21 protein-coding genes are annotated in these 22,428 nt (G+C 69.5%); 11 read left to right on the forward strand and 10 right to left on the reverse strand.

Annotated elements, in window-relative coordinates; genetic code table 11:
- The first annotated feature begins 2 nt into the window (after positions 1-2).
- The 5 genes from ACE3N6_RS03845 (at position 3) to ACE3N6_RS03865 (ending at position 3,759) form a co-directional block, all read left to right on the forward strand.
- Positions 3-1,463, forward strand: a complete 1,461-nt coding sequence (locus ACE3N6_RS03845) for an RNA polymerase factor sigma-54 (protein ID WP_374243856.1) — start codon at positions 3-5, stop codon at positions 1,461-1,463.
- A gap of 16 nt (positions 1,464-1,479) precedes the next feature.
- Positions 1,480-1,803 (forward strand): ribosome hibernation-promoting factor, HPF/YfiA family, encoded by a 324-nt coding sequence (gene hpf / locus ACE3N6_RS03850; protein ID WP_374243857.1) that lies wholly within the window; start codon positions 1,480-1,482, stop codon positions 1,801-1,803.
- A gap of 154 nt (positions 1,804-1,957) precedes the next feature.
- A complete protein-coding gene (ptsN, locus tag ACE3N6_RS03855; RefSeq protein ID WP_374243858.1) occupies positions 1,958-2,443 on the forward strand; it encodes a PTS IIA-like nitrogen regulatory protein PtsN in 486 nt (161 codons plus the stop codon).
- Positions 2,412-3,347 (forward strand): HPr(Ser) kinase/phosphatase, encoded by a 936-nt coding sequence (hprK, locus tag ACE3N6_RS03860; protein ID WP_374243859.1) that lies wholly within the window; start codon positions 2,412-2,414, stop codon positions 3,345-3,347. Before ptsN ends, hprK begins: the two co-directional genes overlap by 32 nt.
- Before the next feature lie 115 nt (positions 3,348-3,462).
- Positions 3,463-3,759: a PsiF family protein gene (locus tag ACE3N6_RS03865; protein WP_374243860.1), complete on the forward strand. Its 297-nt coding sequence runs from the start codon at positions 3,463-3,465 to the stop codon at positions 3,757-3,759.
- Positions 3,760-3,834: 75 nt separating this feature from the next.
- On the opposite strand, the gene ACE3N6_RS03870 is transcribed toward ACE3N6_RS03865, so the two are convergent.
- The 3 genes from ACE3N6_RS03870 to ACE3N6_RS03880 form a co-directional block, all read right to left on the reverse strand.
- The gene (locus ACE3N6_RS03870) at positions 3,835-4,698 is read right to left on the reverse strand and encodes an FHA domain-containing protein (protein ID WP_374243862.1); all 864 of its coding nucleotides are present in this window, start codon (positions 4,696-4,698) and stop codon (positions 3,835-3,837) included.
- A gap of 96 nt (positions 4,699-4,794) precedes the next feature.
- Entirely contained in the window at positions 4,795-5,730 is a 936-nt protein-coding gene (gene ttcA, locus ACE3N6_RS03875; protein ID WP_374243863.1) for a tRNA 2-thiocytidine(32) synthetase TtcA, read from the reverse strand.
- A gap of 69 nt (positions 5,731-5,799) precedes the next feature.
- Positions 5,800-6,549 carry a pteridine reductase gene (locus tag ACE3N6_RS03880; protein ID WP_374243864.1) on the reverse strand — a complete coding sequence of 250 codons (750 nt, stop codon included), beginning with the start codon at positions 6,547-6,549 and terminating at the stop codon, positions 5,800-5,802.
- Between the two features lie 146 nt (positions 6,550-6,695).
- Between ACE3N6_RS03880 and ACE3N6_RS03885 the strand changes: the two genes are divergently transcribed.
- Positions 6,696-7,853 (forward strand): class I SAM-dependent methyltransferase, encoded by a 1,158-nt coding sequence (locus ACE3N6_RS03885; RefSeq protein ID WP_374243865.1) that lies wholly within the window; start codon positions 6,696-6,698, stop codon positions 7,851-7,853.
- A 78-nt stretch (positions 7,854-7,931) separates the two neighbouring features.
- Here ACE3N6_RS03885 and ACE3N6_RS03890 read toward each other — a convergent pair whose 3' ends face one another.
- Positions 7,932-8,150, reverse strand: coding sequence for a hypothetical protein (locus ACE3N6_RS03890; protein WP_374243866.1), 219 nt, complete (start codon positions 8,148-8,150; stop codon positions 7,932-7,934).
- A gap of 207 nt (positions 8,151-8,357) precedes the next feature.
- Complete coding sequence (locus tag ACE3N6_RS03895; protein ID WP_374243867.1) at positions 8,358-9,161, reverse strand: alpha/beta hydrolase; 804 nt, start codon at positions 9,159-9,161, stop codon at positions 8,358-8,360.
- Positions 9,162-9,431: 270 nt separating this feature from the next.
- Between ACE3N6_RS03895 and ACE3N6_RS03900 the strand changes: the two genes are divergently transcribed.
- Both ACE3N6_RS03900 and ACE3N6_RS03905 read left to right on the forward strand, forming a co-directional pair.
- The gene (locus ACE3N6_RS03900) at positions 9,432-10,238 is read left to right on the forward strand and encodes a hypothetical protein (protein ID WP_374243868.1); all 807 of its coding nucleotides are present in this window, start codon (positions 9,432-9,434) and stop codon (positions 10,236-10,238) included.
- 103 nt (positions 10,239-10,341) lie between these two features.
- Positions 10,342-10,539: a DUF2905 domain-containing protein gene (locus ACE3N6_RS03905; RefSeq protein WP_374243869.1), complete on the forward strand. Its 198-nt coding sequence runs from the start codon at positions 10,342-10,344 to the stop codon at positions 10,537-10,539.
- On the opposite strand, the gene ACE3N6_RS03910 is transcribed toward ACE3N6_RS03905, so the two are convergent.
- From ACE3N6_RS03910 to ACE3N6_RS03925, 4 genes are all read right to left on the reverse strand, one after another.
- The gene (locus ACE3N6_RS03910) at positions 10,504-12,552 is read right to left on the reverse strand and encodes a transglycosylase domain-containing protein (RefSeq protein ID WP_374243870.1); all 2,049 of its coding nucleotides are present in this window, start codon (positions 12,550-12,552) and stop codon (positions 10,504-10,506) included. The genes ACE3N6_RS03905 and ACE3N6_RS03910 overlap by 36 nt on opposite strands.
- A 46-nt stretch (positions 12,553-12,598) precedes the next feature.
- A complete protein-coding gene (locus ACE3N6_RS03915; RefSeq protein WP_374243871.1) occupies positions 12,599-13,855 on the reverse strand; it encodes a multifunctional CCA addition/repair protein in 1,257 nt (418 codons plus the stop codon).
- Positions 13,856-13,888: 33 nt separating this feature from the next.
- Entirely contained in the window at positions 13,889-14,845 is a 957-nt protein-coding gene (locus ACE3N6_RS03920; RefSeq protein WP_374243872.1) for a complex I NDUFA9 subunit family protein, read from the reverse strand.
- Positions 14,846-14,923: 78 nt separating this feature from the next.
- A complete protein-coding gene (locus ACE3N6_RS03925) occupies positions 14,924-16,873 on the reverse strand; it encodes a transglycosylase SLT domain-containing protein (protein ID WP_374243873.1) in 1,950 nt (649 codons plus the stop codon).
- A gap of 82 nt (positions 16,874-16,955) precedes the next feature.
- On the opposite strand from ACE3N6_RS03925, the gene ACE3N6_RS03930 reads away from it, so the two are divergent.
- Positions 16,956-17,585: a 5-formyltetrahydrofolate cyclo-ligase gene (locus tag ACE3N6_RS03930; RefSeq protein WP_374243874.1), complete on the forward strand. Its 630-nt coding sequence runs from the start codon at positions 16,956-16,958 to the stop codon at positions 17,583-17,585.
- Here the strand turns inward: ACE3N6_RS03930 and ACE3N6_RS03935 are convergent.
- The gene (locus tag ACE3N6_RS03935) at positions 17,572-18,492 is read right to left on the reverse strand and encodes a hydrogen peroxide-inducible genes activator (RefSeq protein WP_374243875.1); all 921 of its coding nucleotides are present in this window, start codon (positions 18,490-18,492) and stop codon (positions 17,572-17,574) included. The two genes, ACE3N6_RS03930 and ACE3N6_RS03935, sit on opposite strands and share 14 nt — an antisense overlap.
- Positions 18,493-18,719: 227 nt before the next feature.
- Between ACE3N6_RS03935 and ACE3N6_RS03940 the strand changes: the two genes are divergently transcribed.
- Entirely contained in the window at positions 18,720-20,234 is a 1,515-nt protein-coding gene (locus tag ACE3N6_RS03940; RefSeq protein WP_374243876.1) for a DegQ family serine endoprotease, read from the forward strand.
- Positions 20,235-20,428: 194 nt separating this feature from the next.
- On the forward strand, positions 20,429-22,417 hold the full coding sequence (locus tag ACE3N6_RS03945; protein ID WP_374243877.1) for a TonB-dependent receptor plug domain-containing protein: 1,989 nt from the start codon (positions 20,429-20,431) through the stop codon (positions 22,415-22,417).
- Positions 22,418-22,428 lie beyond the last annotated feature (11 nt).

Here is a 22,428-nt window from a genome sequence, read left to right on the forward strand (position 1 = left end):
TCATGAAGCCCAGCCTCCAGCTCAAACTCTCCCAGCACCTCGCGCTGACCCCGCAGCTCCAGCAGTCCATCAAGCTGCTGCAGCTGTCGACCCTCGAACTCAACCAGGAGATCGAAAAGATCCTCCTCGAGAACCCGATGATCGAGCGGGACGAACCCGAAGCCAACCTCGGCTCCAGCCGCGTCGAAGCCCCCGGGCCGGCTGCCCCCGCCGGCAGCGAGGCCGCTCACGAGCAGGAGCAGGAGCAAGCCCGCGAGTCCGACCAGCGCGAGCGCGACCCCGACCGGGAGTTCGACTTCAGCGGCGACGGCGGCGACTGGCAGGGCTCCGGCAGCGGCCAGCGGGACGACGACGACGACACCGACTTCCAGGATCTCCAGGCCACCGCCACCACCCTGCGCGACCACCTGGACGCCCAGATCGCCCTCACGCCCCTGTCCGACCGGGACCGCGCCCTCACCCGCTTCATGATCGAGGCCCTCGACGACGACGGCTACCTCAGCCAGGCCCTCGAAGACCTGCTGCCCCTGCTGCCGCCCGAACTCGAAGTGGACGTAGACGACCTCAAGATCGCCCTGCGCCACATCCAGAGCCTCGACCCCTGCGGCATCGGCGCGGCCGACATCGGCGAATGCCTCGGGCTGCAACTGCGCACCCTGGCGCCCAGCCGCGAGCGCGAGCTGGCCCTGGCCATCGTCGCCGAGCACCTCGAACTGCTCGCCGCCCGGGATTTCCTCAAGCTCAAGCGCGCCCTGCGCTGCACCGACGACGAGCTGCGCGAAGCCCACGCCCTGATCCTCGACCTCAACCCCCGGCCCGGCGCCCGCTTCGCCCAGTCGGACATCCGCTACGTGGTGCCCGACGTCATCGTCCGCAAGGTGCGCAACAGCTGGGTCGTGAGCCTCAACCCCGATGCCATGCCCAAGCTGCGCATCAACCAGCTTTATGCCCAGATCCTGCGGGACAACCGCGGCGCCAGCGGCTCCCTGTCCAATCACCTGCAGGAGGCCCGCTGGCTCATCAAGAACGTTCAACAGCGCTTCGACACCATCCAGCGGGTATCGCAAGCGATCGTTGACCGGCAGCGTCAGTTCTTCGATTATGGCGATGTGGCGATGCGCCCTCTGACACTGCGTGAAATCGCCGAGCAGTTGGAATTGCACGAGTCCACCGTCTCACGGGTGACCACCCAGAAGTACATGGCCACACCGCGGGGCATTTTCGAGTTCAAACATTTTTTCGGCAGTCACGTCGCCACCGACACCGGTGGGGCGGCCTCCTCGACGGCGATTCGGGCGCTGATTCGCCAGCTGGTGGCCGCGGAAGACAAGAAGAAACCCTTGTCCGACGCCAAGATTGCCGAGTTGTTGGGCCAGCAGGGTATCGTCGTGGCACGCCGGACCATCGCAAAGTACCGCGAGTCCCTCGATATCCCGCCGGTCAGTCTGCGCAAAACCATCTGACAGAAAGGTAAGAACCATGAACCTCAACATCACGGGGCATCACGTCGAAGTTACGCCGGCCATCCGCGAATACGTCACCGCCAAGCTTGATCGCGTGATCCGTCATTTCGACAACGTCACCAGCGTCGGCGTGATCCTCTCGGTGGAAAAGCTGCGTCAGAAGGCTGAAGTCACCGTTCACGTGCGTGGCAAGGACATCCACGTCGAGAGCGAGGATGCCGACATGTATGCCGCCATCGACGCCCTGACCGACAAGCTCGACCGTCAGGTTCTGAAGTACAAGGACAAGGCCTCCAACCACGGCCATGACTCCCTGAAGCAACACCTCGCCGAATCCTGATCTTCGGCCTGAAGTAATCCCCTTCTCCCCGGGACCGTTGTGGCTATAATGCGCCCCAACTGACACAACGGCCCCGGCGGCATCCGCCCCCGGATTTTCCAGTCCCGCACCCGGAACCTGTGCCGACCCAGCCGCGGACAGGCGCATCCCGCCCATGAACCTCATCGCCAAACTACTGCCTCCGGCCAATGTGGTCGTCGGCCTCGAGGCGAGCAGCAAGAAGCGTGCTTTCGAGCAAGCCGGCCTGCTGTTCGAGAACAATCACGGCATCGGCCGAAGCACCGTCTTCGACAGCCTGTTTGCCCGTGAAAAGCTTGGTTCGACCGGTCTCGGGCAGGGCATCGCGATTCCCCACGGACGCATCAAGGGCCTCAAGGACGCGCTCGGCGCCTTCATCCGGCTCGCCGATCCGGTCCCCTTCGACGCGCCCGACGGCCGCCCGGTTTCGATGCTGTTCGTACTGCTGGTGCCCGAACAGGCCAACGAGCACCACCTGCAGCTCCTCTCCGAGCTTGCCCAGATGTTCAGCGACCGCGCCTTCCGCGAGCAGCTCCTCGCGGCGCCCGACGCGCTGGTCGCCCACACCCTGTTCGCCCAGTGGGGCAGCGATGCGCCAGACAACCGTAGCCCGGCTGTTTGACGACAACCTCGACCGCCTGAGGCTGCGCCACATCTGTGGCAGCCTCGACACCCGCATCTCGGTCTCGGAAGACCGCATCTGGCCCGCCGACATGGTCGGGCACCTCAACCTGATTCACCCCGACCGCCTGCAGATCCTCGGCTCGTCGGAACTCGCCTGGGCCCGTCGCCAGACCCGCGAGAAAGTGATCCACCACGTCCGCGAGATCCTCTCTTACGGCCCGCCCGCCATCATCGTCGCCGACGACGAAGACATCCCCAGCCTGATCCGCACCGTCTGCGCCAACGAGGACGTTGCCCTCTTCGCCAGCCCGCTGCCGGCCGCCAATGTCATCGACCTGCTGCGCAGCTACCTGTCGCGCAAGCTCGCCGAGCGCGTCGCCCTGCACGGCGTGATGATGGATGTGCTCGGGCTGGGCGTGTTCATCACCGGAGACTCCGGCGCCGGCAAGTCCGAACTCGCCCTCGAACTCATCTCCCGGGGCCACGGCCTGGTGGCCGACGACATCGTCGAGTTCTCCCGCATCGCCCCCACCGTCCTGGAAGGCCGCTGCCCGGCCCTGCTCCAGGATGTGATCGAGGTTCGCGGCCTGGGCATCCTCAACATCCGCACCATCTTCGGCGAGACCGCCTGCCGCCGGAAGATGAAGCTCAAGCTGGTGGTTCACCTCCAGCGCCGCCAGCCCGGCGACCAGGACCCCCTGCGGCTGTCCCTCGAAGGGGAGCAGCAGGACATCCTCGGCGTCCCCATCCGCCGGGTGGTGCTGCCGGTGGCGGCGGGCCGCAACCTCGCGGTGCTCCTCGAAGCCGCCGTGCGCTCGACGATCCTGCTGCTGCGGGGCATCGACTCCACCCAGGAGTTCGTCGATCGCCAGCGCCGGGCGATGGAAGACAGCGGCTTTTGACCAAAAGACACACGATCCGCCCGAACGGGCCCGGCAGGCCGTCAACGGATTCTCCCGGACACCGTTTATGATGGTGTTGCAGTTCCGACAACCCGCCCACACGAGGAGTGGCCAGATGAAAAAACTGATCCTGAGTGTCGCTGTTTCGATGTTTGCCGCCAGCCTGGCACCTGCCGCCTTTGCAGCCACCACCCAGCAGAACAAGATGAAGGAGTGCAACGCTTCCGCCACCGACAAGAAGGGCGACGAGCGCAAGGCCTTCATGAAGGAATGCCTCTCCGCCAAGCCCGCCGCCGAAGCCAAGGGCACCCCGCAGCAGGAGAAGATGAAGGCCTGTAACAAGGAGGCCGGCGAGAAGGCCCTCAAGGGCGACGAGCGCAAGAAGTTCATGAGCACCTGCCTCAAGGGCTGATCGCCTCCGCGCGCTCATGAAACACCGAGGGCCCGCGAAGGGCCCTCGGTTTTTTTGCAGACCGGCGTCGCCGCCTCAGTCGATGGCGAAGGCCACGGCGTCGAGCATGTTGTCGCCCACCGAAAACCCGCAGCCGATGTGCCCCTTCTCGGAGAGCACGCACTCGTCCCGCTTCACACAGTGCTCGGCGCTACCCTCTTCGAGCAGGTAGGTGCCGTTGGTGCTGGAGTCGGCCAGATAGAACAGGCCGTTGCGCAGCTCGATGCGGGCGTGCTGGCGAGACACCCGGGGGTCCGACACCACGATGTCGTTGCCCGTCTCACGCCCGAACAGCAGGGTGGGATGCGCGGCGTCGATCACCCACTTCTGGCCCCGGTAGCTCACCCGCAGCTGGCGGACCGTCTGCATGGCCTCCTGGCGCAGCTCTGCGGGGCTGGGCGGCGGCGCGTTGCCCAGTTCCAGCGCCGGAAAGGGCGCGCTGCTCGCGGTATCGTCGAGCTTGCCCAGCAGGCGCCGCATGGACGGCGAGAGCAGCTCGGAGAGGCGCTCGGAAACGGTGATGGTGTCGGGATTGCAGCCTTCCACCAGGCTGGCGGCCATCTTCTCGGCAGCGCCCTCCTCCCCGCCCCCTTCGGACGCAAGCACCACGCCCGCCCGCAACACCAGCTTGATGCCGCTCATCGGCGGGAGCGCCCGAACCCGTTCGCGCATCTCGCGGGCAGCCAGCAAGGCGGAGTCCGCGTCCCCGAAATGGGCAACGATCACTTCCGGACGCAGATCCAGCGCATCGGCGGAATAGGCCTCGGCGCAGCGGGACATGCGGTTCAGGCAGCGCTCGACGGCGTAGCCGGCCTCCGCCTCCCCCAGCTTGACGGCCAGCCGGACGCGCCCGGCCACATCCGCGTACAGCAGGCACCGGGTCGAGGCACGCTCATTCATCGCGACGTGCTCCGACAGCCCCGGGACACGGGGTAAAGCAAGTCGCGGCAAATCCCGCCAAAGTCTGCCGGAGGCTGGGTGGGCGATCCATAAGCTCTAACTTCTCCAGATCCCGATGGGGATCGCTTGGGCATCTTCCGCCACGGTCGGCAACTCGGGCGCATCGAACACGATGTCGCCCTGCTCGACTTCCGTTCCCCGCGAGACGTTGAGGAAGTCGAACAGCTTGCCGTCTGCCAGATGAGACGGAACAACGTTTTTCATGGCCGTGGCAATGGACACGATGCGGCCGGGAAAGCGGCTGTCCCAGTCGCGCAGCATCGCCTTGATCTGCTTGCGCTGGGCGTTTTCCTGGCTGCCGCACAGATTGCACGGGATGATCGGGTACTCCATGCCGCGGGCGAAGCGCTCGATGTCCTTCTCGGAGCAGTAGGCCAGCGGCCGGATCACCACATTCTGCCGATCGTCGCTCACCAGCTTGGGCGGCATGGATTTCATCTTGCCGCCGAAGAACATGTTGAGGAACAGGGTTTCGATCATGTCGTCCCGGTGATGGCCCAGGGCGATCTTGGTGGCCCCCACCTCTTTGGCCGTCCGGTAGATGATGCCGCGACGCAGGCGGGAGCACAGGGAGCAGGTGGTCTTGCCCTCCGGGATCTTGTCCTTGACGATCTTGTAGGTGTTCTCGGTGACGATCTTGTATTCGACGCCGATGGATTCGAAGTAGGCCGGCAGCACGTGGTCGGGGAAGCCCGGCTGTTTCTGGTCCAGGTTCATCGCCACGACCCGGAAATCGATGGGCGCCCGCTCGCGCAACTCGAGCAGTAACGAGAGGAGGGTGAAGGAATCCTTCCCGCCCGACACGCACACCATCACCACGTCTCCGTCCTCGATCATGCCGTAGTCGACGATCGCTTCACCCGTCCGACGCATCAAGAACTTCTTGAGGCGCAGGAAGGAATTGGAGAAACGGGATTCCGTCTCGGGAGAGTCGTCTGCCACCGGCGCGGGGACTGCCACTGCTTGTTCCATTGGTTTCAAATCGTGAATGATTATAAGTCGGCGGAAAAGTCGATCCGACCGAGATAAATGTTAAATACGTTATAAATGCGCACTACGTCCCCCATCCACCGGAATGATCTGACCTGTGACATAGGGCGCATCGAACAGCAAAAAATGCACCGTCCGGGCAATGTCGGACGGTGCGCCAACCCGCTGAAGCAAGGTGTGGGCCACCACCGCCTCCCGCTCGGCCGGGGGAAACTGCCCGTCTTCGGGCCATTCGATGGCCCCGGGCGCCACGCCATTCACCCTCACCCGCGGCGCCAGCTCGAGGGCCAGGGCGCGGGTCAGCCCCAGCAGCCCCGCCTTCGCGGCGCAGTAGAGCGGGTAGCCCTTGAGCGGGCGCTCGGCGTGGATGTCGACGATGTTCACGATCGCCCCACCGGACGCCTGCAGCCACGGATTGGCCGCCTGGGCCAGGAACAACGGCGCCTTGAGGTTCGAGCCGATCAGATCCAGCCACGCGGCCTCGTCGATCTCGCCCATCGCGGTGGGGAAGAAACTCGATGCATTATTGACAAGCGCGTCCAGACGCCCAAAATGGGCAACCGTCGCTTCGACCACCCCTGCCAGCGCCGCGACCTCCAGCAAGTCGGCCTGCACCACCAGCGCCGAACCCGGCCGGGCCGCGTCGAAGGTGGCCGCGAGGGCATCCGCATCGCTGCGGGAATGCCGACAATGCAGCGCGAGCCGGGCACCGGCGGCGTGCAGATGGCGGGCGATTTCGGCGCCGACTCGCCGGCCTGCGCCGGTCACGAGGACGACAGGCGCAGCTGCCGGTTGATTCATGACTGCTCTGTAACGGGATTCAACGGGACCGCTATCATACGGCGACACCACCCTTCATGGTCATGTGTTGCGACGTGCGGCACCCTTGCGCCGCGGCACGGTAGCGCGACAGGGTAAGATGCCGGATTTTACACGCCAGCGCCGCCATGAACCTGCCCCAGCCGTCTGCCGAAGCCCTCGAACAAAGCGCCGCCCTTGTCGCCCGCCTGCAGACCCTGATCGATACCCAGGGCGGCTGGATCCCCTTCTCCAGCTACATGGCCGAGGCCCTCTACGCGCCCGGGCTGGGCTACTACAGCGGCGGCGCCCGCAAGTTCGGGCCGGGCGGCGACTTCATCACCGCACCGGAGCTGACCCCCCTCTTCGGTCAGGCGCTGGCCAGCCAGGTGCAGCAGGTGATGAGCCTGTCGGCGCCCCACATCATCGAAGCCGGCGCCGGCACCGGGCTGCTGGCGGCCGATCTGCTGCTGGAACTCGAGCACCTGGGGGCGCTGCCGGAGCGCTACGACATCCTCGAAGTCTCCGGCGAGTTGCGCGAGCGCCAGTTCGACACCCTGGCCGCCAAGGCGCCCCACCTCGCCGGGCGGGTGCACTGGCTGGACAACCTGCCCGAACGTTTCTCCGGCGCCCTGGTGGCCAACGAGGTGCTCGACGTGATGCCGGTGCATCTGGTGGCGTGGCGCCCGGAAGGCATCTTCGAGCGTGGGGTGAGCCACCGGGACGGCCGCTTCGTGTGGGCCGACCGCCCGGTGGCCGGACGGGTGGCCGAGGCAGCGGCGGCGCTGGCCCTGCCCCTGCCCGGCGACGGCGAATACGTGAGCGAACTCAACCTGGCCGGTCGCGCCTGGGTGGCCGAGTGGGCGGCCCGCCTCGAACAGGGCGCGATGATCCTGATCGACTACGGCTACCCCCGCGCCGAGTACTACCTGCCCAGCCGCAGCACCGGCACCCTGCTGTGCTACTTCCGCCACCACGCCCACGGCGACCCCTTCCTGTGGCCGGGGCTCAACGACATCACCGCCTTCGTGGATTTCACCGCCATCGCCGAGGCCGGCTTCGAGGGCGGGCTCGACGTGATGGGCTACACCGATCAGGCCAACTTCCTGTTCAACTGCGGCGTGCTCGACTGTCTGGCGCGCCGGGCGCCGGAGGATGGCGCCGACTACATCCGCGCCTCCAAGGCGGTGCAGCGCCTCACCGGCCCCCACGAGATGGGCGAGCTGTTCAAGGTGATCGCCCTGTCGCGCAACATCGGCCAGCCGCTGATCGGCTTCCGGCGCGGCGACCGCCTGCACAGCCTGTAAGCGCCGGCACAAAACAAGACCGCCCGCCGGGGCAGAACCCTGGCGGGCGGTCTTGACCGATGATGACCCGGGGGCCGACTACTCCTGGAAGCGATACACCGCGCTCAGGAAGGCATCCACATCGGTGGGCACAGCATGTTGTCCGTGCTCGGCTGCCGGAATCTCCTGCAGGCCCAGGGCCAGTTCGGGCGGCAGCAGATTGGCATTCAGCACTTCGTCGTCGTAGGCCGGGCCCGCCGACGCCTCGGGCTCCAGATAGCCCCGTTCACCGCTTTCCATATCCATGAAGATCACCATTTCGGCCTCCGTTCCGGGGTGACATGCGTTCCCCCTTGTTTTCCTTAACGGCTGTGGCCTCCAAAGGTTGAAGGAAACCCGGCAGGCCAGGTCGGACGCCCCGTCGGACACCCCAGCGCAGCCGCCAGTCGCACGGTTTCAGGATGGAACACAAAATGGGCATCCGCAATGACGGAGTTCACGGCCCCGGGCGATTGGGACGACCCGTTACAGATCGAGTTCCTTCAGCCAGGCCAGGATGGGATCGGCCGCCACCTGCCAGTCGCTCTCCAGCATCATGCCGTGACCGAGCCCCGGCAGGATCAGCGGCTCGACCTCGTAGCGACGGGCGGTGAGGCGCACCTGGTCGGGCGGAATCAGCACGTCGTGCTCGGCCCCCAGCACCAGCATCGGCGGGCGCTGGATGCGCGACAGGGACGGCAGATCGAACAGCGACATGTCCCAGATCGCGCGGTGGGATTCGGGCTGACACAGGTGGTAGTAGCGCTGCAGCCGCTCCAGCTCGATGGCCTCGTGGAACAGCGCGTGGCGCAGGGTTTCCATCTGCGGCTGGCCGCCGCCCATGATGCGGTTGAGGTCGCCCAGCAGGTGCGGCCGCGAGAAGGCCAGCCCGAAGGCCGAACCCAGCAGGCCCTGGGGCGGCACCGACGACATCAGCACCACCGCCGGCGCGCTGTGACGCTCCAGATACTTCTGGACCACCATCCCGCCCATCGAGTGCCCCACCAGCACCGGCGTGGCGGGCAGCTTGCCGGCCACTTCGGCCACGTCATCCACGTAGTCGGAGATCGAGAAGCTGTCCAGATACGCGCGACCGCGGCTGCGCCCGTGCCCGGACAGGGAGACCGCGTAAGCGGCGTAGCCCTGCGCGGCAAACCACGGCAGGAAGCGCTCCTCCCAGCACCAGGCGGCCGTGTAGGCGCCATGGACGAAGAGGATGGGCGTCTCGCGGGCCGGCCCCGACGGGGTGTGGCACAGCACCTCCAGATCGCCGAATCGGGAGCGGTTCATGGACGAAACCCGGCAGACAGGCGAAGGGGGCGGCAGGCGGGAAAGAGGGTCATGGGCGTGGCAGAGGAAGTGTCAGGCGGAGAACTTACCCCACCCGGAGGGCTGAGAAAAGCAAAAGACACGCCCAGCCGCCCCGGCGCACCTGTCGGGAGACTTTACACTTCCCGGCACGGCTGCTGCAGAATCGGCGCAAAACATTGTTTTAAAAACACAAACCATTTTGGGCGCAGATTTTGCTTTAAATTCGTGAAATATTTCACGGAGAAAGAAATGCGCTTGAAGTTGCTTACCGGTGCGGCTGGCGCCCTGATCGCCCTGGGCGCCGCCGCCGCGCCCGTGATCTACAACAACGACGTGGCCAGCGGCGAGGCCGCCTTCGACGAGACCATCGCCAACGCCGGCGGCACGCTCCACACCCTGGCCCTCTCCGGGCTGGCGTCCAACGCCGCGGCGTGGTCGCTGCCCGGGCTGACGATCCGGGCCACCGACAACGCCGACCGTTTCGTGTACGACGACTACAACGGCTACCGCGCGGCCGGCCGGCCCTACGCCATCGGCGGCGCGACCATCTCTATCGCGCCCACGACACCGGCCGCCGGCTCGGGGCTCACCTTCACCTTCTCCACGCCGATCAACGCCTTCGGTCTCCAGATCGCCGACTGGGCCACCTGCTGCACCGGCGTGCCCCACCCGGACACCGGCGCGCCCACCGGGTCCAACCTCTTCATCGCCTTCGACGGCGGCGCCACGCGCCTCGTGGCCAACGCGACGAGCGCCGACGCCAACCCCGGCAACCGGGATTACGACGGCGACGGGCACATCGACAGCGTGTTCACCAACTTCGTCGCCGCCATCGACGACAGCCGCACCTTCAGCACCGTCAGCTTCTACGGCGATGGGCTGGGCGAGGCGCTCTACGCCGGCGGCACCCTGCGCTGGTCGGCGGTGGACCCTGGCTCGGTGTCGGCCTCCGCGGCCGGCGCGCCCCCCACCCTGGTCGCCGAGCCGGCCGCCCTGGGGCTGGCGAGCCTCGCCATCGGAGGGGCGGTCCTCAACCGCCGTCGCCGCCGGCGCTGAGCAACACGGCGCCACGGAAACGCGGTAAGGTCCGGGCTCCCGCGTCGACGGCCAGCCTGGGCCGGGCACGACGCATCCATTCCTGGACGGCAGGTGAGGGCCCATGCTCAAGTGGTTGCTGGCAATCGTGGTGCTGGCGGTGGTGTCGGGGCTGGGCTCCGCGCTGCCGCTGCGGCGCTGGCGCATCGGCCACCTGCCCGGCGATCTGCATTTCGACGTCTTCGGCCGTCACATCCACATCCCGTTCACCAGCACCCTGCTGATGTCACTGGCGGTCTGGCTGCTGTTCCGCTGGCTTTGACAGTTCGCTGTCGAGGGGCGCGCGCACCGCAAAGGTGACGCTGTCGAGCACCTGCCCGTCGGCCGCCATCAGATCGAGCACGTGACGGCCGGCAACCGGCCGCCAGCCCACCCCGCGCGTGCCGTTGCCGTTCCCCACCTTGTCGCCGTTGAGCCGCCACCAGGCGCCGGGCGGCAGGCGGATGCCCTCGAAGTGGATGCGGTAGGCCGGATCGCCGGCCAGCGCCATCGCATCCACCAGCATGCCCGCCGCGGGGTAGGCGATGCGCGGCAGGCTGCGGGGCAGCGCCACCCGCTCCACCTCGGTGCCGCGGATGAACCACTCCTTGCGCGGGCTCTCCACCGGCGGCTCGAAAACCACCAGGCTCGACACCACGCCGGGCGGCGGCGCCGGGCGGCTTGCCGGCTGACTGCGGTGAAGGCCGCGCAGGATCTCGTGCCAGGCGGCGTTGGCCTGCGCCGGCACCCCGCGCGCGCCCGCCGACCACAGCACCACCGTGTAGCGGTCGGAGAAGCCGGCCACCAGCGTCTCGCGCCCGTCCGGCACGAACTGGCGGATCACGAAGGGCTGCGGGACGCCCTCGGTGTCGGCCTCGGTGAGGATGTCGCCGACGATGAAGCCGGCCTCGGGCTTGAGCAGCCGCCGGGCGGGGCGCTCGCCCCCCGGAACGCTGCGCGGCGCCTGCCACTGCCCGCCGCTGCCCAGGCTGCGGTAGAGCCCGGCGAGGGCAATGAGGCCAAGATCCGCCTGGCCGCTGCGCCCCACCTCCAGATCGGCCAGACGGAGGCGCTCGGGTAGCTGGTCGCCCGCCAGCCGCAGCACGCTGGCCGCCGGTTCGGCAAGGTTCTCGACCAGCGCCCGGCGGGCGCTCACCCAGATGCGCTCGTCGGGCGCGGTGGGGGCGTGGTTGGAGAGGGCGTCGTCCAGCAAGGTGGCGGCGGTGATCTGCCGCCGCTCCACGGCGATGCCGTAGGCGAAGGGCAGCAGCAGGGTGCCGCTGCTGCGCAGGATCGCGGCCTGATCGGCCTGGGCGGCGTCGGGCGCGCCCACGTAGGCGAGCACGTCGGCGCTGGCGTTGTCGAGGACCACCGCCGCCGCATCGCCCGGCCCAAGCCGGCGCACGGCGGCCAGGGTCAGGCGCTGGACGTCGGCGTCGAGGGTGGTGACGAGGCGCTCGCCGGGCTGCTGGAGGAGCTGGCGGCCAAGGTGTGGCGCCAGCTCCCAGCGCGGCCCGAGGTGCTGGCGGTCGAGGGTGGCGTCCGCCAGGCGCTGGGCCGGGCCGCAGGCCGACGGGCTGCCGATGCGCTCGGCGAGCACGCAGGCCCGGCGCGCCACCACGTCGGCCTTGGCGTTGGGGCCGCGCAGCAGCACCGCCAGCACCAGCGCCTCGGGCCGGCCAAGCTCCGCCGGGGTCTTGCCGAAGAAGGCGCGGGAGGCCGCATGCACGCCCTGCAGGTCGCCCCGGAAGGGGGCCAGGTTGAGATAGGCCTCGAGGATCTGCTCTTTGGTCCAGCGGGCTTCGAGGGCCTGGGCGGCGAGGGCCTGATCCCACTTCTGGCCGATGGAGCGCCGCGGCGTGCCGTCGCGCCCGAGGGCCAGCTCGGGGTCGAGGAGGCCGGCGAGCTGCATCGACAGGGTGGAGGCGCCGCGCTTGCGGTCGTACCACAGGTTGTGCCAGAGGGAGCCGGCGAAGGCGCGCCAGTCCACCCCGGAGTGTTCGAAGAAGCGCTTGTCCTCGGCGGCCAGCAGGGCCTCCTTGAGGGCTGGCGACAGGTGGGGCAGGCCCACCCACTCCAGCCGGCGCACCCGCGGGTTCACCCGGCGCTCGGCCAGCGGCGTGCCGTCGCGGGCCAGGAGCACCGCCACCGAAGGGGCGGTGCCGGCCTTCACTTCGGCAAAGGCCGGGATCGGCTGGGTGGCGTGGGCGGCGGCAAGCGGGCCGACGATCAGCAGCGCCAGCGCGAGGCGCCGCAAACGGGCGGGCAACGCGGGGAAATCAGGGTTCGAGAACATGTCTGGGCGGCATTGTATGCCCCCCGTCGCCGGGGTAGCCGCGGGATTACTGCCGACCCTCCGGCGACAATCTGTCAACATTCGTGTCATCGCCCAAGCCCAGCGCCCGCACCGCCGCCACCCGCGCCGCATGAACCTCGGCGGGGATGCGTGACTTGTCGGCGAGGCTGCGGGCGATGGCGCCGGCATCCACCCCGCGCACCGCGGCGAGCACCGCCAGCAGGCGCTCCCGCTGGGGGTACGGCCGCCCGGCGAGCCCGGCGCGGCCGCGGTGGTCGCAGGCGCAGGCGTCGAGCAGCGCGGCAAAGCGCTCCGGCCGGCGCAGGCCGTCGCAGCGCTCGACGAGCTTCACCGCGGTGGCGGCGCGCAGCACCAGGGCCTGGTGCACGATGCCGTGCTCGCGGGCGGTCATCAGCGCCAGATCGCGGCACTCGGCGGGGCACTTGAGGCGCTCGCAGACGTCCCGGGCGAGCCGCTCGCTCGCCGCCTCGTGCCCGTAGTGGTGGGGCAGCAGATCGGGCCGGGTGAGGCCCTTGCCCAGATCGTGGAGCAGGCAGGCGAAGCGCACCGCCAGAGGCTGGCCGGTAGCGGCGGCTTCGTCGAGCACCAGCAGCAGGTGCGCGCCGCAATCCACCTCGGGGTGGTGCTGGGCCGGCTGGGGCACGCCGAACATCCGATCCACCTCGGGCAGCAGCCGGGCCAGGGCGCCGCAGTCGCGCAGCACCGCGATCATCCGCGAGGGCCGGGCTTCCATCAGGCCGCGGGCGATCTCCTGCCACACCCGCTCGGGCACCAGGGCGTCCACTTCGCCGGCGGCCACCATGCCGCGCATCAGCGCGAGAGTTTCGGGCGCCACCCGGAAATCGGCGAAACGCGCGGCGAAGCGGGCCAGCCGCAGGATGCGCACCGGGTCTTCGGCGAAGGCGGGGCTCACGTGGCGAAAGACGCCGTCGGCCAGATCGCGCCGCCCGTGGAAGGGGTCGACCAGCACGCCGTCGGCGCCGCGGGCGATGGCGTTGATGGTGAGGTCGCGGCGGGCGAGGTCTTCTTCGAGTGTCACCGACGGGTCGGTGTGGAAGACGAAGCCGGCGTAACCCGGCGCGGTCTTGCGTTCGGTCCGCGCGAGGGCGTATTCCTCGTGGGTGCGGGGATGGAGGAAGACCGGGAAATCCTTGCCGACCGGCTTGTAGCCTTGGGCAAGGAGGGCCTCGGGGGTGGCGCCGACGACCACCCAATCCCGGTCCTGGACCGGCAGACCAAGCAGTTCGTCGCGGATGGCGCCGCCTACGCAGTAGATTTCCATGGATCGGAGCGGGGGTACGGGTTGGGAGCGGGCCTAGTCGCGTCGTAGCTGGGCCGCATCCAGCCGACCGCGCTTGTTGACCTTGCCCAGGTAGCAGGGGGCGACTGCCTCCAGCGCGGTGGGGGTGCGGCCCCAGGGCTGGGGCGGGCCGCCGGCGATGTTGTCGACGCGCATCGAGCGCACGTTGTCGCGGCTCATCAGGGGGCCGGGCAGGCATTCGAGGGCGGCGGCCTGGAGCATGGCGAGGGCTTCGGGCAGGGGGATCACCGGGCGCGGGCAGCCGGTGAGCCGCCCCACGTATTCGACCAGCTGGCGCAGGGTGTAGACCTGCGGGCCGGCGAGGTCGTAGGTCTGGCCGACGGCATCGGCGCGGGCGAGGCTTTCGGCCACCGCCTCGGCCACGTCGCCCACATAAACCGGCTGGAAGCGGGTGCCGGCGCCGCCCAGGGGCATCAGCGGGAAGCGCCGCACGAGGCCGGCGAAGAGGTTGAGAAAGCTGTCGCCGGGCCCGAAGATGACCGACGGGCGCAGGATGGTCCACGCCACATCGGGGCTGCCGGCACGGATCGCGGCTTCGCCGGCAGCCTTGGAGCGCTGGTATTCCGACGGCCCGGCCGGATCGGCGCCCAGGGCGCTGACGTGCACGATGCGCGCCACGCCGGCCGCCCGGGCCGCGGCCACCAGCTTGGTGGGCAGCTCCACGTGGGCGCGGGCGAAGGCCGGGCCCCACGGCGAGCCGGGGCGGGAATGGAGCACGCCGACGAGGCTCACCACCGCGTCGACGCCGTCCATCAGGCGGGCGAGCACGGTGGGGTCGAACACGTCGGCCTCGACCACCTCGGCGCCGGGCAGCACGCGCAGGTGACGGGCGTTGGCGAGCCGGCGGGTGGGCACGACGAGGCCGACGCCGTCGCGGGTGAGCCGTTCGGCGATCGCGGTGCCGACAAAACCGCTGCCGCCGACGAGCAGGACTTTACGGGGAAGGGACATGGCCGGTCTCCGGGTGAAGGGGTGGGGGAACGCGTCGGTTTGATTGCGCAGCCGGCAGCGAATTCCCTGCCCGGCGCCCTATTCGTTGCTGCCGGCGCCCGGCGTGGGCTCGTCGAGACCGGCGCCCGGCGCCGCGCTGCCTAGCCCGCGGGTGCTGCCGTCGCTGGCCGCGACGGTGCCGAGGCGGGCCTTGAGCGAAGGCGCCCGGCCTTCGAACAGGGCGGCGTAGATGACCGAGTTGGCCATCACCTTCTTCACGTAGTCGCGGGTTTCGTTGAAGGGGATCGATTCGGCGTAGATCGCGCCCTCGAGGGGCTTCGCGTCCTTCCACCGCTTGGCGCGGCCGGGGCCGGCGTTGTAGGCGGCCGAGGCCAGCACCGGGTGGTTGTCGAGCCCTTCGAGCACCATCCGCATGTAGGTGGTGCCGAGCATCACGTTGGTGTCCGGGTCCTGCAGCCAGCCCACGTTGTAGCCGCTCATGCCAAGCTTGCCGGCGACCCACTTGCCGGTGGCGGGCATGATCTGCATCAGCCCCTGGGCGCCGACGCCGGAGCGGGCGGCGGTGACGAAGCGGCTCTCCTGGCGCATCAGGCCGTACACCCAGCCGGGGTCGAGATCGCGGCTGCGCGCGTTGGGCTCGACCCGCTCCCGGTAGGGCGCGAGGTAGCGCAGGCTGTAGTCGTGCTCGTTGCGGGTCTTGTCGGCGGCGTTGATGGCGCGATCGTAGATGCCGAGCTGCTGGGCGAGCTGGGCGGCGGAGAGGAGGAAGCGGTCGTCCCGGTTGCGCAGGGTCCAGTTCCATTCGCGCGTGCCTTCGGTGCGCAGGTCGAGGCGGAACAGGGCGATGGCGCGCTGGATGCCGGGGGTCTGGCGGGTCTGCTCCAGTTCGTCGCCGCTGGGCGCGCGGGCCTTCTTGGGCAGGGTGAAGCTGCGGCCAAGCTCTTCGTCGGCGAGGATGCTGTAGAAGTTGGGGTGGCCCGCGATGCGCTCGAACTCCTTGCGGGCGGCTTCGCGGTTGCCCTGGGCCTGGTGGGCGCGGCCGAGCCAGTAGGTCCAGTCGGGCTGGGCGCGCTGGTCGGCGGGCATGGCCTCGACGGCGGAGCGGACGGCCTTCCAGTCGCCGGCGCGCAGGGCCGCGCGCACCCGCCAGGCGGCCTGCTCTTCGGACATCGGGGTGTCGCCCGCGGCCTTGAACCAGGCGTTGGCGTCGGGCATCAGCTTGGCGGCGGCCTGCCAGGCGATCTGGCCAAGGGCGTAGCCGCGCTCGGCGGCGGAGAAGCGCTCGTTGATGCCCAGGTAGCGGGTGTAGGCGCCCTGGGGGTCGTCGCGGGCGAGGCGGGCCAGGGCGATCAGCGCCAGCTCGCGGCCGGGGCGGCTGGCGGCAAAGTTGACCGGCAGGCGGTCGAGCCAGGTGGAGGGGTTGGCGCCGGCGCGCTCCAGGTCGATGGCGCCGGGCTGCTGGTCGAAGGGTAGCCAGCTGGCCGCCGCCTTGGCCCCGGTGGTGCGTTTGGCTTCCATCAGGCGACGCACGCGGCTCCAGATCTCGTCGGGGCTGACCAGCGCCTCCCGGGCCAGGGCCTGGAGGATGGGGACGCAGCTGTCGGGCGTATCCACCAGCGAGAACCACATCGGGCGCACCTCCGGGAGCAGCGCCGGGTCGCCGCTGCCAAGGCGGGCCTGGTAGAGGTAGCACTTGAGATCCTGATCCGGCTGTTCGAGGTTGCCGAACTCGGCCAGCAGGGGGCCGAAGTCGCCCCGCTTGCCAAGCAGGCGCAGCCACTCGGCGCGGAGTTTTTCGGCCGGCCAGCTGCCCGGGTAGCGCTGCAGGAAGTCGCGGATGCGGCCGGTGTCCACATCGCTGGGACGGGCCAGCATGTTGGACAGGGCCCAGAACTCGGGGTAGGGATCGAGCACGTGGCCGGTGGGCGGGGCGTACAGGTTGAGGCGGCCGCGGTCGCCGCTGCGGGCTGCGTCCCGCGCCAGCAGGATGCGCTCGTCGCCCGGATCGCCGCCGGCCGGCATGGCCATCCACAAAACTGCCGCCAGGACGGCCCACGCGCTATTCTTCATTGCTCTACGTCTCGCCAAAATGCCGCTGGAGAATAGCACAGTGACCCCGTCCTCCTCCCCTTCCGGGCGCCCCGCCGAAGCTGAAATTTCCGCGCTGCGCAAAAACCTCCGGAATGCCCGGATCGCCGCCCGCGAGGCCCTGCCGGCCGCCGAGCGGGCCGCCCGCAGCGCCTGCATCGAGGCCCACCTGGATGCGCTGACGGCCCGCCTCGCGCCCTGCCGGCTGGGCTTTTGCTGGCCGTGGCGGGGCGAGGTGGATCTGGTGCCGTGGGTGACGCGCTGGCTGGCGGCCGATCCGGCGCGGCAGGCCGCCTTGCCGGTGGTGCGCGAGCCGGGCCGGCCGATGGTCTTCCTGCGCTGGCAACCGGGGGCGCCGATGACCGCCGACCACCACGGCATTCCGGTGCCGGACGGGGATGCGCAGATCGCGCCGGACCTGATCCTGGTGCCACTCAACGCGTTCGACGGGGCGGGGTTCCGGCTGGGCTATGGCGGCGGCTACTTCGACCGCACCCTGGCGGCCCTGGCGCCGGCACCGCTCACCGCCGGGGTGGCCTTCGAGCTGGCCCGGGCCGACACCTGCTGGCCCCAGCCCCACGACCAGCCGATGGACTGGCTGGTCACCGAGGCGGGCTGGTGGAAGGCGGGCGCGGCGTTCAGCGGGGGCTGATGGGCCGCACGCCGTCGAGGGGGCTGGCGAGGATCGCCTGGCGGATCACGTCGATGGCGCCGCTGCGCGGGTAGGTGACGCGCCACGCCAGCGCGATGCGGCGGAAGGGTTCCGGCGCCTCGAAGGGCCGCACGGTGAGGAGCGGGTTGCCGCCCGGAATGGGCGCCGCCGCGGCGCTGGGCAGCACGGTGACGCCGGCGCCGGTGGCCACCATGTGGCGGATGGTTTCAAGCGAACTGCCCTCCAGCGTGCGCTGCAGGCCTTCGCCCGGACGGCACAGGGGGCACACCTCGAGCACCTGATCGCGGAAGCAGTTGCCGGCGCCCAGCAGCAGCAGCTGCTCTTCGGCCAGCCGCCTGGCGGGGATCGCACTGTCGTTCTCCCACGGGTGGCCGGTGGGCATCAGCACCCGGAAGGGCTCGTCGTACACCGCCTGGGTGACGATGCCGGGCTCTTCGAAGGGCAGCGCGATGACGATCACGTCGAGGTCGCCGCGCTTGAGGGATTCGGCCAGCCTGGCGGTGTAGTTTTCCTGGATCAGCAGCGGCATCGACGGCGCTGCGCTGTGCACGCGGGGGATGAGGTGCGGCAGCAGGTAGGGCCCGATGGTGTAGATCACGCCCAGCTTGAGGGGACCGGAGAGCGGGTCGCGGCCGGCGGTGGCGAGTTCCTTGATCTGGCCGGCTTCGAGCAGCACCTTTTCGGCCTGGGCGACGATCCGGGCGCCGATGTCGGTGATCTTCACGTCGGCGGCGCTGCGCTCGAAGAGCGTGACGGCCAGCTCGTCCTCGAGCTTCTTGATGGCCACCGACAGCGTGGGCTGGCTGACGTTGCAGCGTTCGGCCGCGTGGCCGAAATGCCTTTCGCGGGCCAGCGCGACGAGGTAGCGGAGATCGGTCAGCGTCATGAAGCACTCCCGGCAATCACGATAGTGATTAACTATACATCGGAAGTCGGCCATGGGCAGCGGGCAATCGAAAATGGGTGGAGGGGGATTGCAATCGCCCCGCGCCGCCCCCATTTCAGGTAGCCGTGGCGCAGCCCTCCGCCGACCGTTTGTAAGCGTATGTTTGCAGCGGGAACAGCCCGTCCCGGCGCGGCGTCCACCGTCCCGTGAGAAAACAGGAGCCCTGCATGAAACCTGCCGTCGTCCGTTCCGCCCTCGTCACCTCCGCCATCGCGCTGGCGCTCGCCGGCTGCCTGCAGGAGGGTGGTGCAATCTCCCCCTCCCACGCCGCCAACGGCGCCGCCGCGGCTGCAGCACCGGCCGTCCAGCCGGCCCAGTCGCCGGCCGGGCGCTACGCCCTGCCGGATTTCTCGGGGCTGGTGGAGCAGGTGGGGCCGGCGGTGGTGAACATCAGCACCACCCAGCGCCTGACCCGCGGCAACGGCGGCGCCAGCGGCGACGACCCCTTCGCCGGCGACCCGTTCTACGATTTCCTGCGCCGCTTCGGCGTGCCGGTGCCGGGCATGCCGGGCAACGGGGGCGGCGGCGGCCGGGCGCCGGAGCAGATCCAGCAGGGCGTGGGCTCGGGCTTCATCGTGAGCGCCGACGGCTTTGTGCTGACCAACGCCCACGTGGTGGATGGCGCCACCGAGGTCACCGTGCGCCTCACCGACAAGCGCGAGTTCAAGGCCAAGGTGGTGGGTACCGACAAGCGCACCGACGTGGCCCTGCTGAAGATCGACGCCACCGGCCTGCCGGCGGTGCGCACCGGCGACGCCGAGCGCGCCAAGGTGGGCGAGTGGGTGGTGGCGATGGGCTCGCCCTTCGGCTTCGAGAACACCGTGACGGCCGGCATCATCAGCGCCAAGGCGCGGCGCCTGCCCGACGAGAACTACGTGCCCTTCCTGCAGACCGACGTGGCGATCAACCCGGGCAACTCGGGCGGCCCGCTGTTCAACCTGGCGGGCGAGGTGATCGGCATCAACTCGCAGATTTATTCCCGCTCCGGCGGCTTCATGGGCATCTCCTTCGCGATCCCCATCGACGTGGCAATGAAGGTGAAGGATCAGCTGCAGAAGTACGGCAAGGTGTCCCGCGGCCGGCTGGGCGTGGCGATCCAGGGACTGGACGCCGATCTGGCCCAGAACTTCGGCCTCGACAAGCCCGGCGGCGCGCTGATTGCCAGCGTCGAACCCGGTTCGCCGGCCGAGAAGGCCGGCCTGCAGCCGGGCGACGTGGTGCAGGGGGTCAATGGCCAGAAGGTGGACAACTCCGCCGACCTGCCGCGCATCATCGGCGAGCAGAAACCCGGCACGGTGGTCCGCCTGTCGGTGTGGCGCGACCGCAAGGCCCGAGAGGTGAACGTCACCCTCGGCGAGCAGGCCGGCGAGAAAGTGGCGGCCATGGGCGCGCCAGACAAGAAGAACCCCTCGGCATCGGGCAAGCTCGGAGTCACCGGGCGCAGCCTCACCGCCCAGGAGGCTTCGCGCCTGGGCGTGCCGGGCGGCGTGGTGGTGGAATCGGTCGCCGGCCCGGCGGCCAAGGCCGGCCTGCAGCCCGGGGACGTGATCGTCGGGGTGAACAACCAGCCCATCGGCAGCATCGACCAGTTCCGCAAGCTGCTGGAGGCCGCCGGCAACCGCTTTGCCCTGCTGGTCCAGCGCGGCAACAGCCGCATCTTCGTGCCCCTGCGGATGGACTGAACGGCCACGGGCAGGCCTGTCGGGCGCGGGCGGCGCCCAAACGTGTGACAAGATTAAGCAGCCCTCCCCCGGAGGGCTGTTTATAATCCGGTCACTGTGGATATGCCGGGCGCGGAAATCGTCCGTTTCCGGTTCAAGCTCAATACCGCCCGATGTCCTTGCCGCTGTCACGCCGGTTTCCACTCGTCGCGTTCATGGCGGCCCTGTCCGCGCTAAATTGCCTCGCCGACGAGTTGCCCGAACGGGCGCATCAGGAGTCGCCGTTCTTCGAGGAACTGCCGACGGTCTTGTCGACCTCGCGAATCCCCCAGGCGCTCAACGAGGCGCCGGGCGCAGTCACCATCCTCGACCGGGAGTTCATCCGCGCCACCGGCTACCGCGATGTCGCCCGCCTGCTGCGGCTGGTGCCGGGCATGCAGGTCGGCCAGGAGCGCGGCCACGCCCAGTGGGTCACCTACCACGGCCTGGGCAGCGACTACCCCACCGAGATCCAGGTGCTGATCGACGGCCGCTCGGTGTATGCGCCCAGCGCCTTCGGCGGCGTCGACTGGTCGGCCCTGCCCCTGACGGTGCAGGAGATCGAGCGCATCGAGGTGGTGCGCGGCACCAACTCCAACGCCTACGGCGCTAACGCCTTCCTGGGCGTCATCAACATCATCACCCGCCACACCCACCAGGATCGGGGCGGATCGGCGCAGTTCAACCTCGGCTCCCACCGCATCGCCGACATGCAGGCAAGCTGGACCGGCGGCGCCGAAGGGCTGGGCCTGCGCCTGTCGGTGGCCGACCGGCAGGACAACGGCTTCACCAACCTGCACGACAGCCACCGCTCGCAGACCTTCAGCCTGCGCAGCGACTACCGCCTCAACGCCCGCGACGAACTCAACGTGCGGGCCGGTTACAACCACATGGTCCGCGACCTGGGCTATCCCGATTCCCTCTTCGGCAACAACGCCGAACGCAGCGGGCACAACGAGAGCGGCACGCTCCACCTCACCTGGCGGCGCACCGTCAGCGAGGACGAGGAGTGGCTGCTCAGTGCCTATCGCAACCAGGAGAACGGCGTCGAGCGCTGGCTGGCGTCGGCGCCCGGCTTCGGCTACCCGGCGGTGCCCCTCGACCGCGACCGCGCGGCGGTGCGCACCAACCTCGAGCTGCAGCACCGCCTCGCCCTGGGCCCCGGCGCGCGGCTGGTGTGGGGCCTCGAGACGCGCCGCGACGAGGCGACCTCGTCCTTCCTGTTCGCCGGCGGCAAGCCGCCCGTGCTGGAGCTATACCGGGCGTTCTCGAATCTCGACTGGCGCCTCACGCCCGAGTGGCAGCTCAATCTGGGCGGCCTGATCGAAAAGAACGGCCCGGTGGCGCCGCAGTTCATCCCGCGGGCCTTCGTCAACTGGCAGGCCAGCGCCCGCGACACCTTCCGCGCCGGCTACGCCCGGGCCTGGCAGCAGCGCAACCTGTTCGACCTGCACGGCGACGTGCGGGCCCGCGACCCGGCCAGCGGCGTGCTGCTGGCCTGGCCCTATCAGCCCAACCCCGACCTCAAGGTGCCCCACGTGGACACCCTCGAACTGGGCTACCTCGGGCGCTTCCCGGCCCTCGACGCCACCCTCGACGTGCGCCTCTTCAACGAGCGCATCAGCGATTTCGTGATCCGCCGCACCGTGCCCACCGGCGGTGCGGTGCTGCCGCTGCCGAGCACCCAGTTCGTCAATCTGGCTTCGCCGGTCGTCCTGCGGGGGGTGGAATACCAGCTGCGCGCGCGCCCCCGGGCGGGCACCGAACTGCTCTTCAGCCACACCCTGATCGACCGCCACACCGACGACCCCGAGATCGCCAAGCGCACCGCGCCCTACACCGCCAGCCTCACCTGGCTGCAAAATTACGGCGAGGGCTGGAGCAGCACCGCCAGCCTGCTGCGCATGGGCAGGCTGGCAGGCGGCTACGGCTACGTGCCGGGCTGCGACTACACCTCCAAAGCCTATACCACCGGCGACCTGCGCATCGCCCGGGCCTTCCGCCTCGACGGCCGCAGGACCGAAGTGGCGCTCAACGGCGTCAACCTGGGCGGCCGGCATCAGGAGATCGCCGACCGCTCGGAGCAATGCCTGAATGGCCACCTGGGCTCGCCGGTCAATCCGGTGAGCACGATGGGCTGGCTGTCCTTCGCCATCGAACTCTGAGCCCGGCGCCG

The organism is Zoogloea sp., from assembly GCF_041904905.1.
Lineage (GTDB): Bacteria > Pseudomonadota > Gammaproteobacteria > Burkholderiales > Rhodocyclaceae > Zoogloea.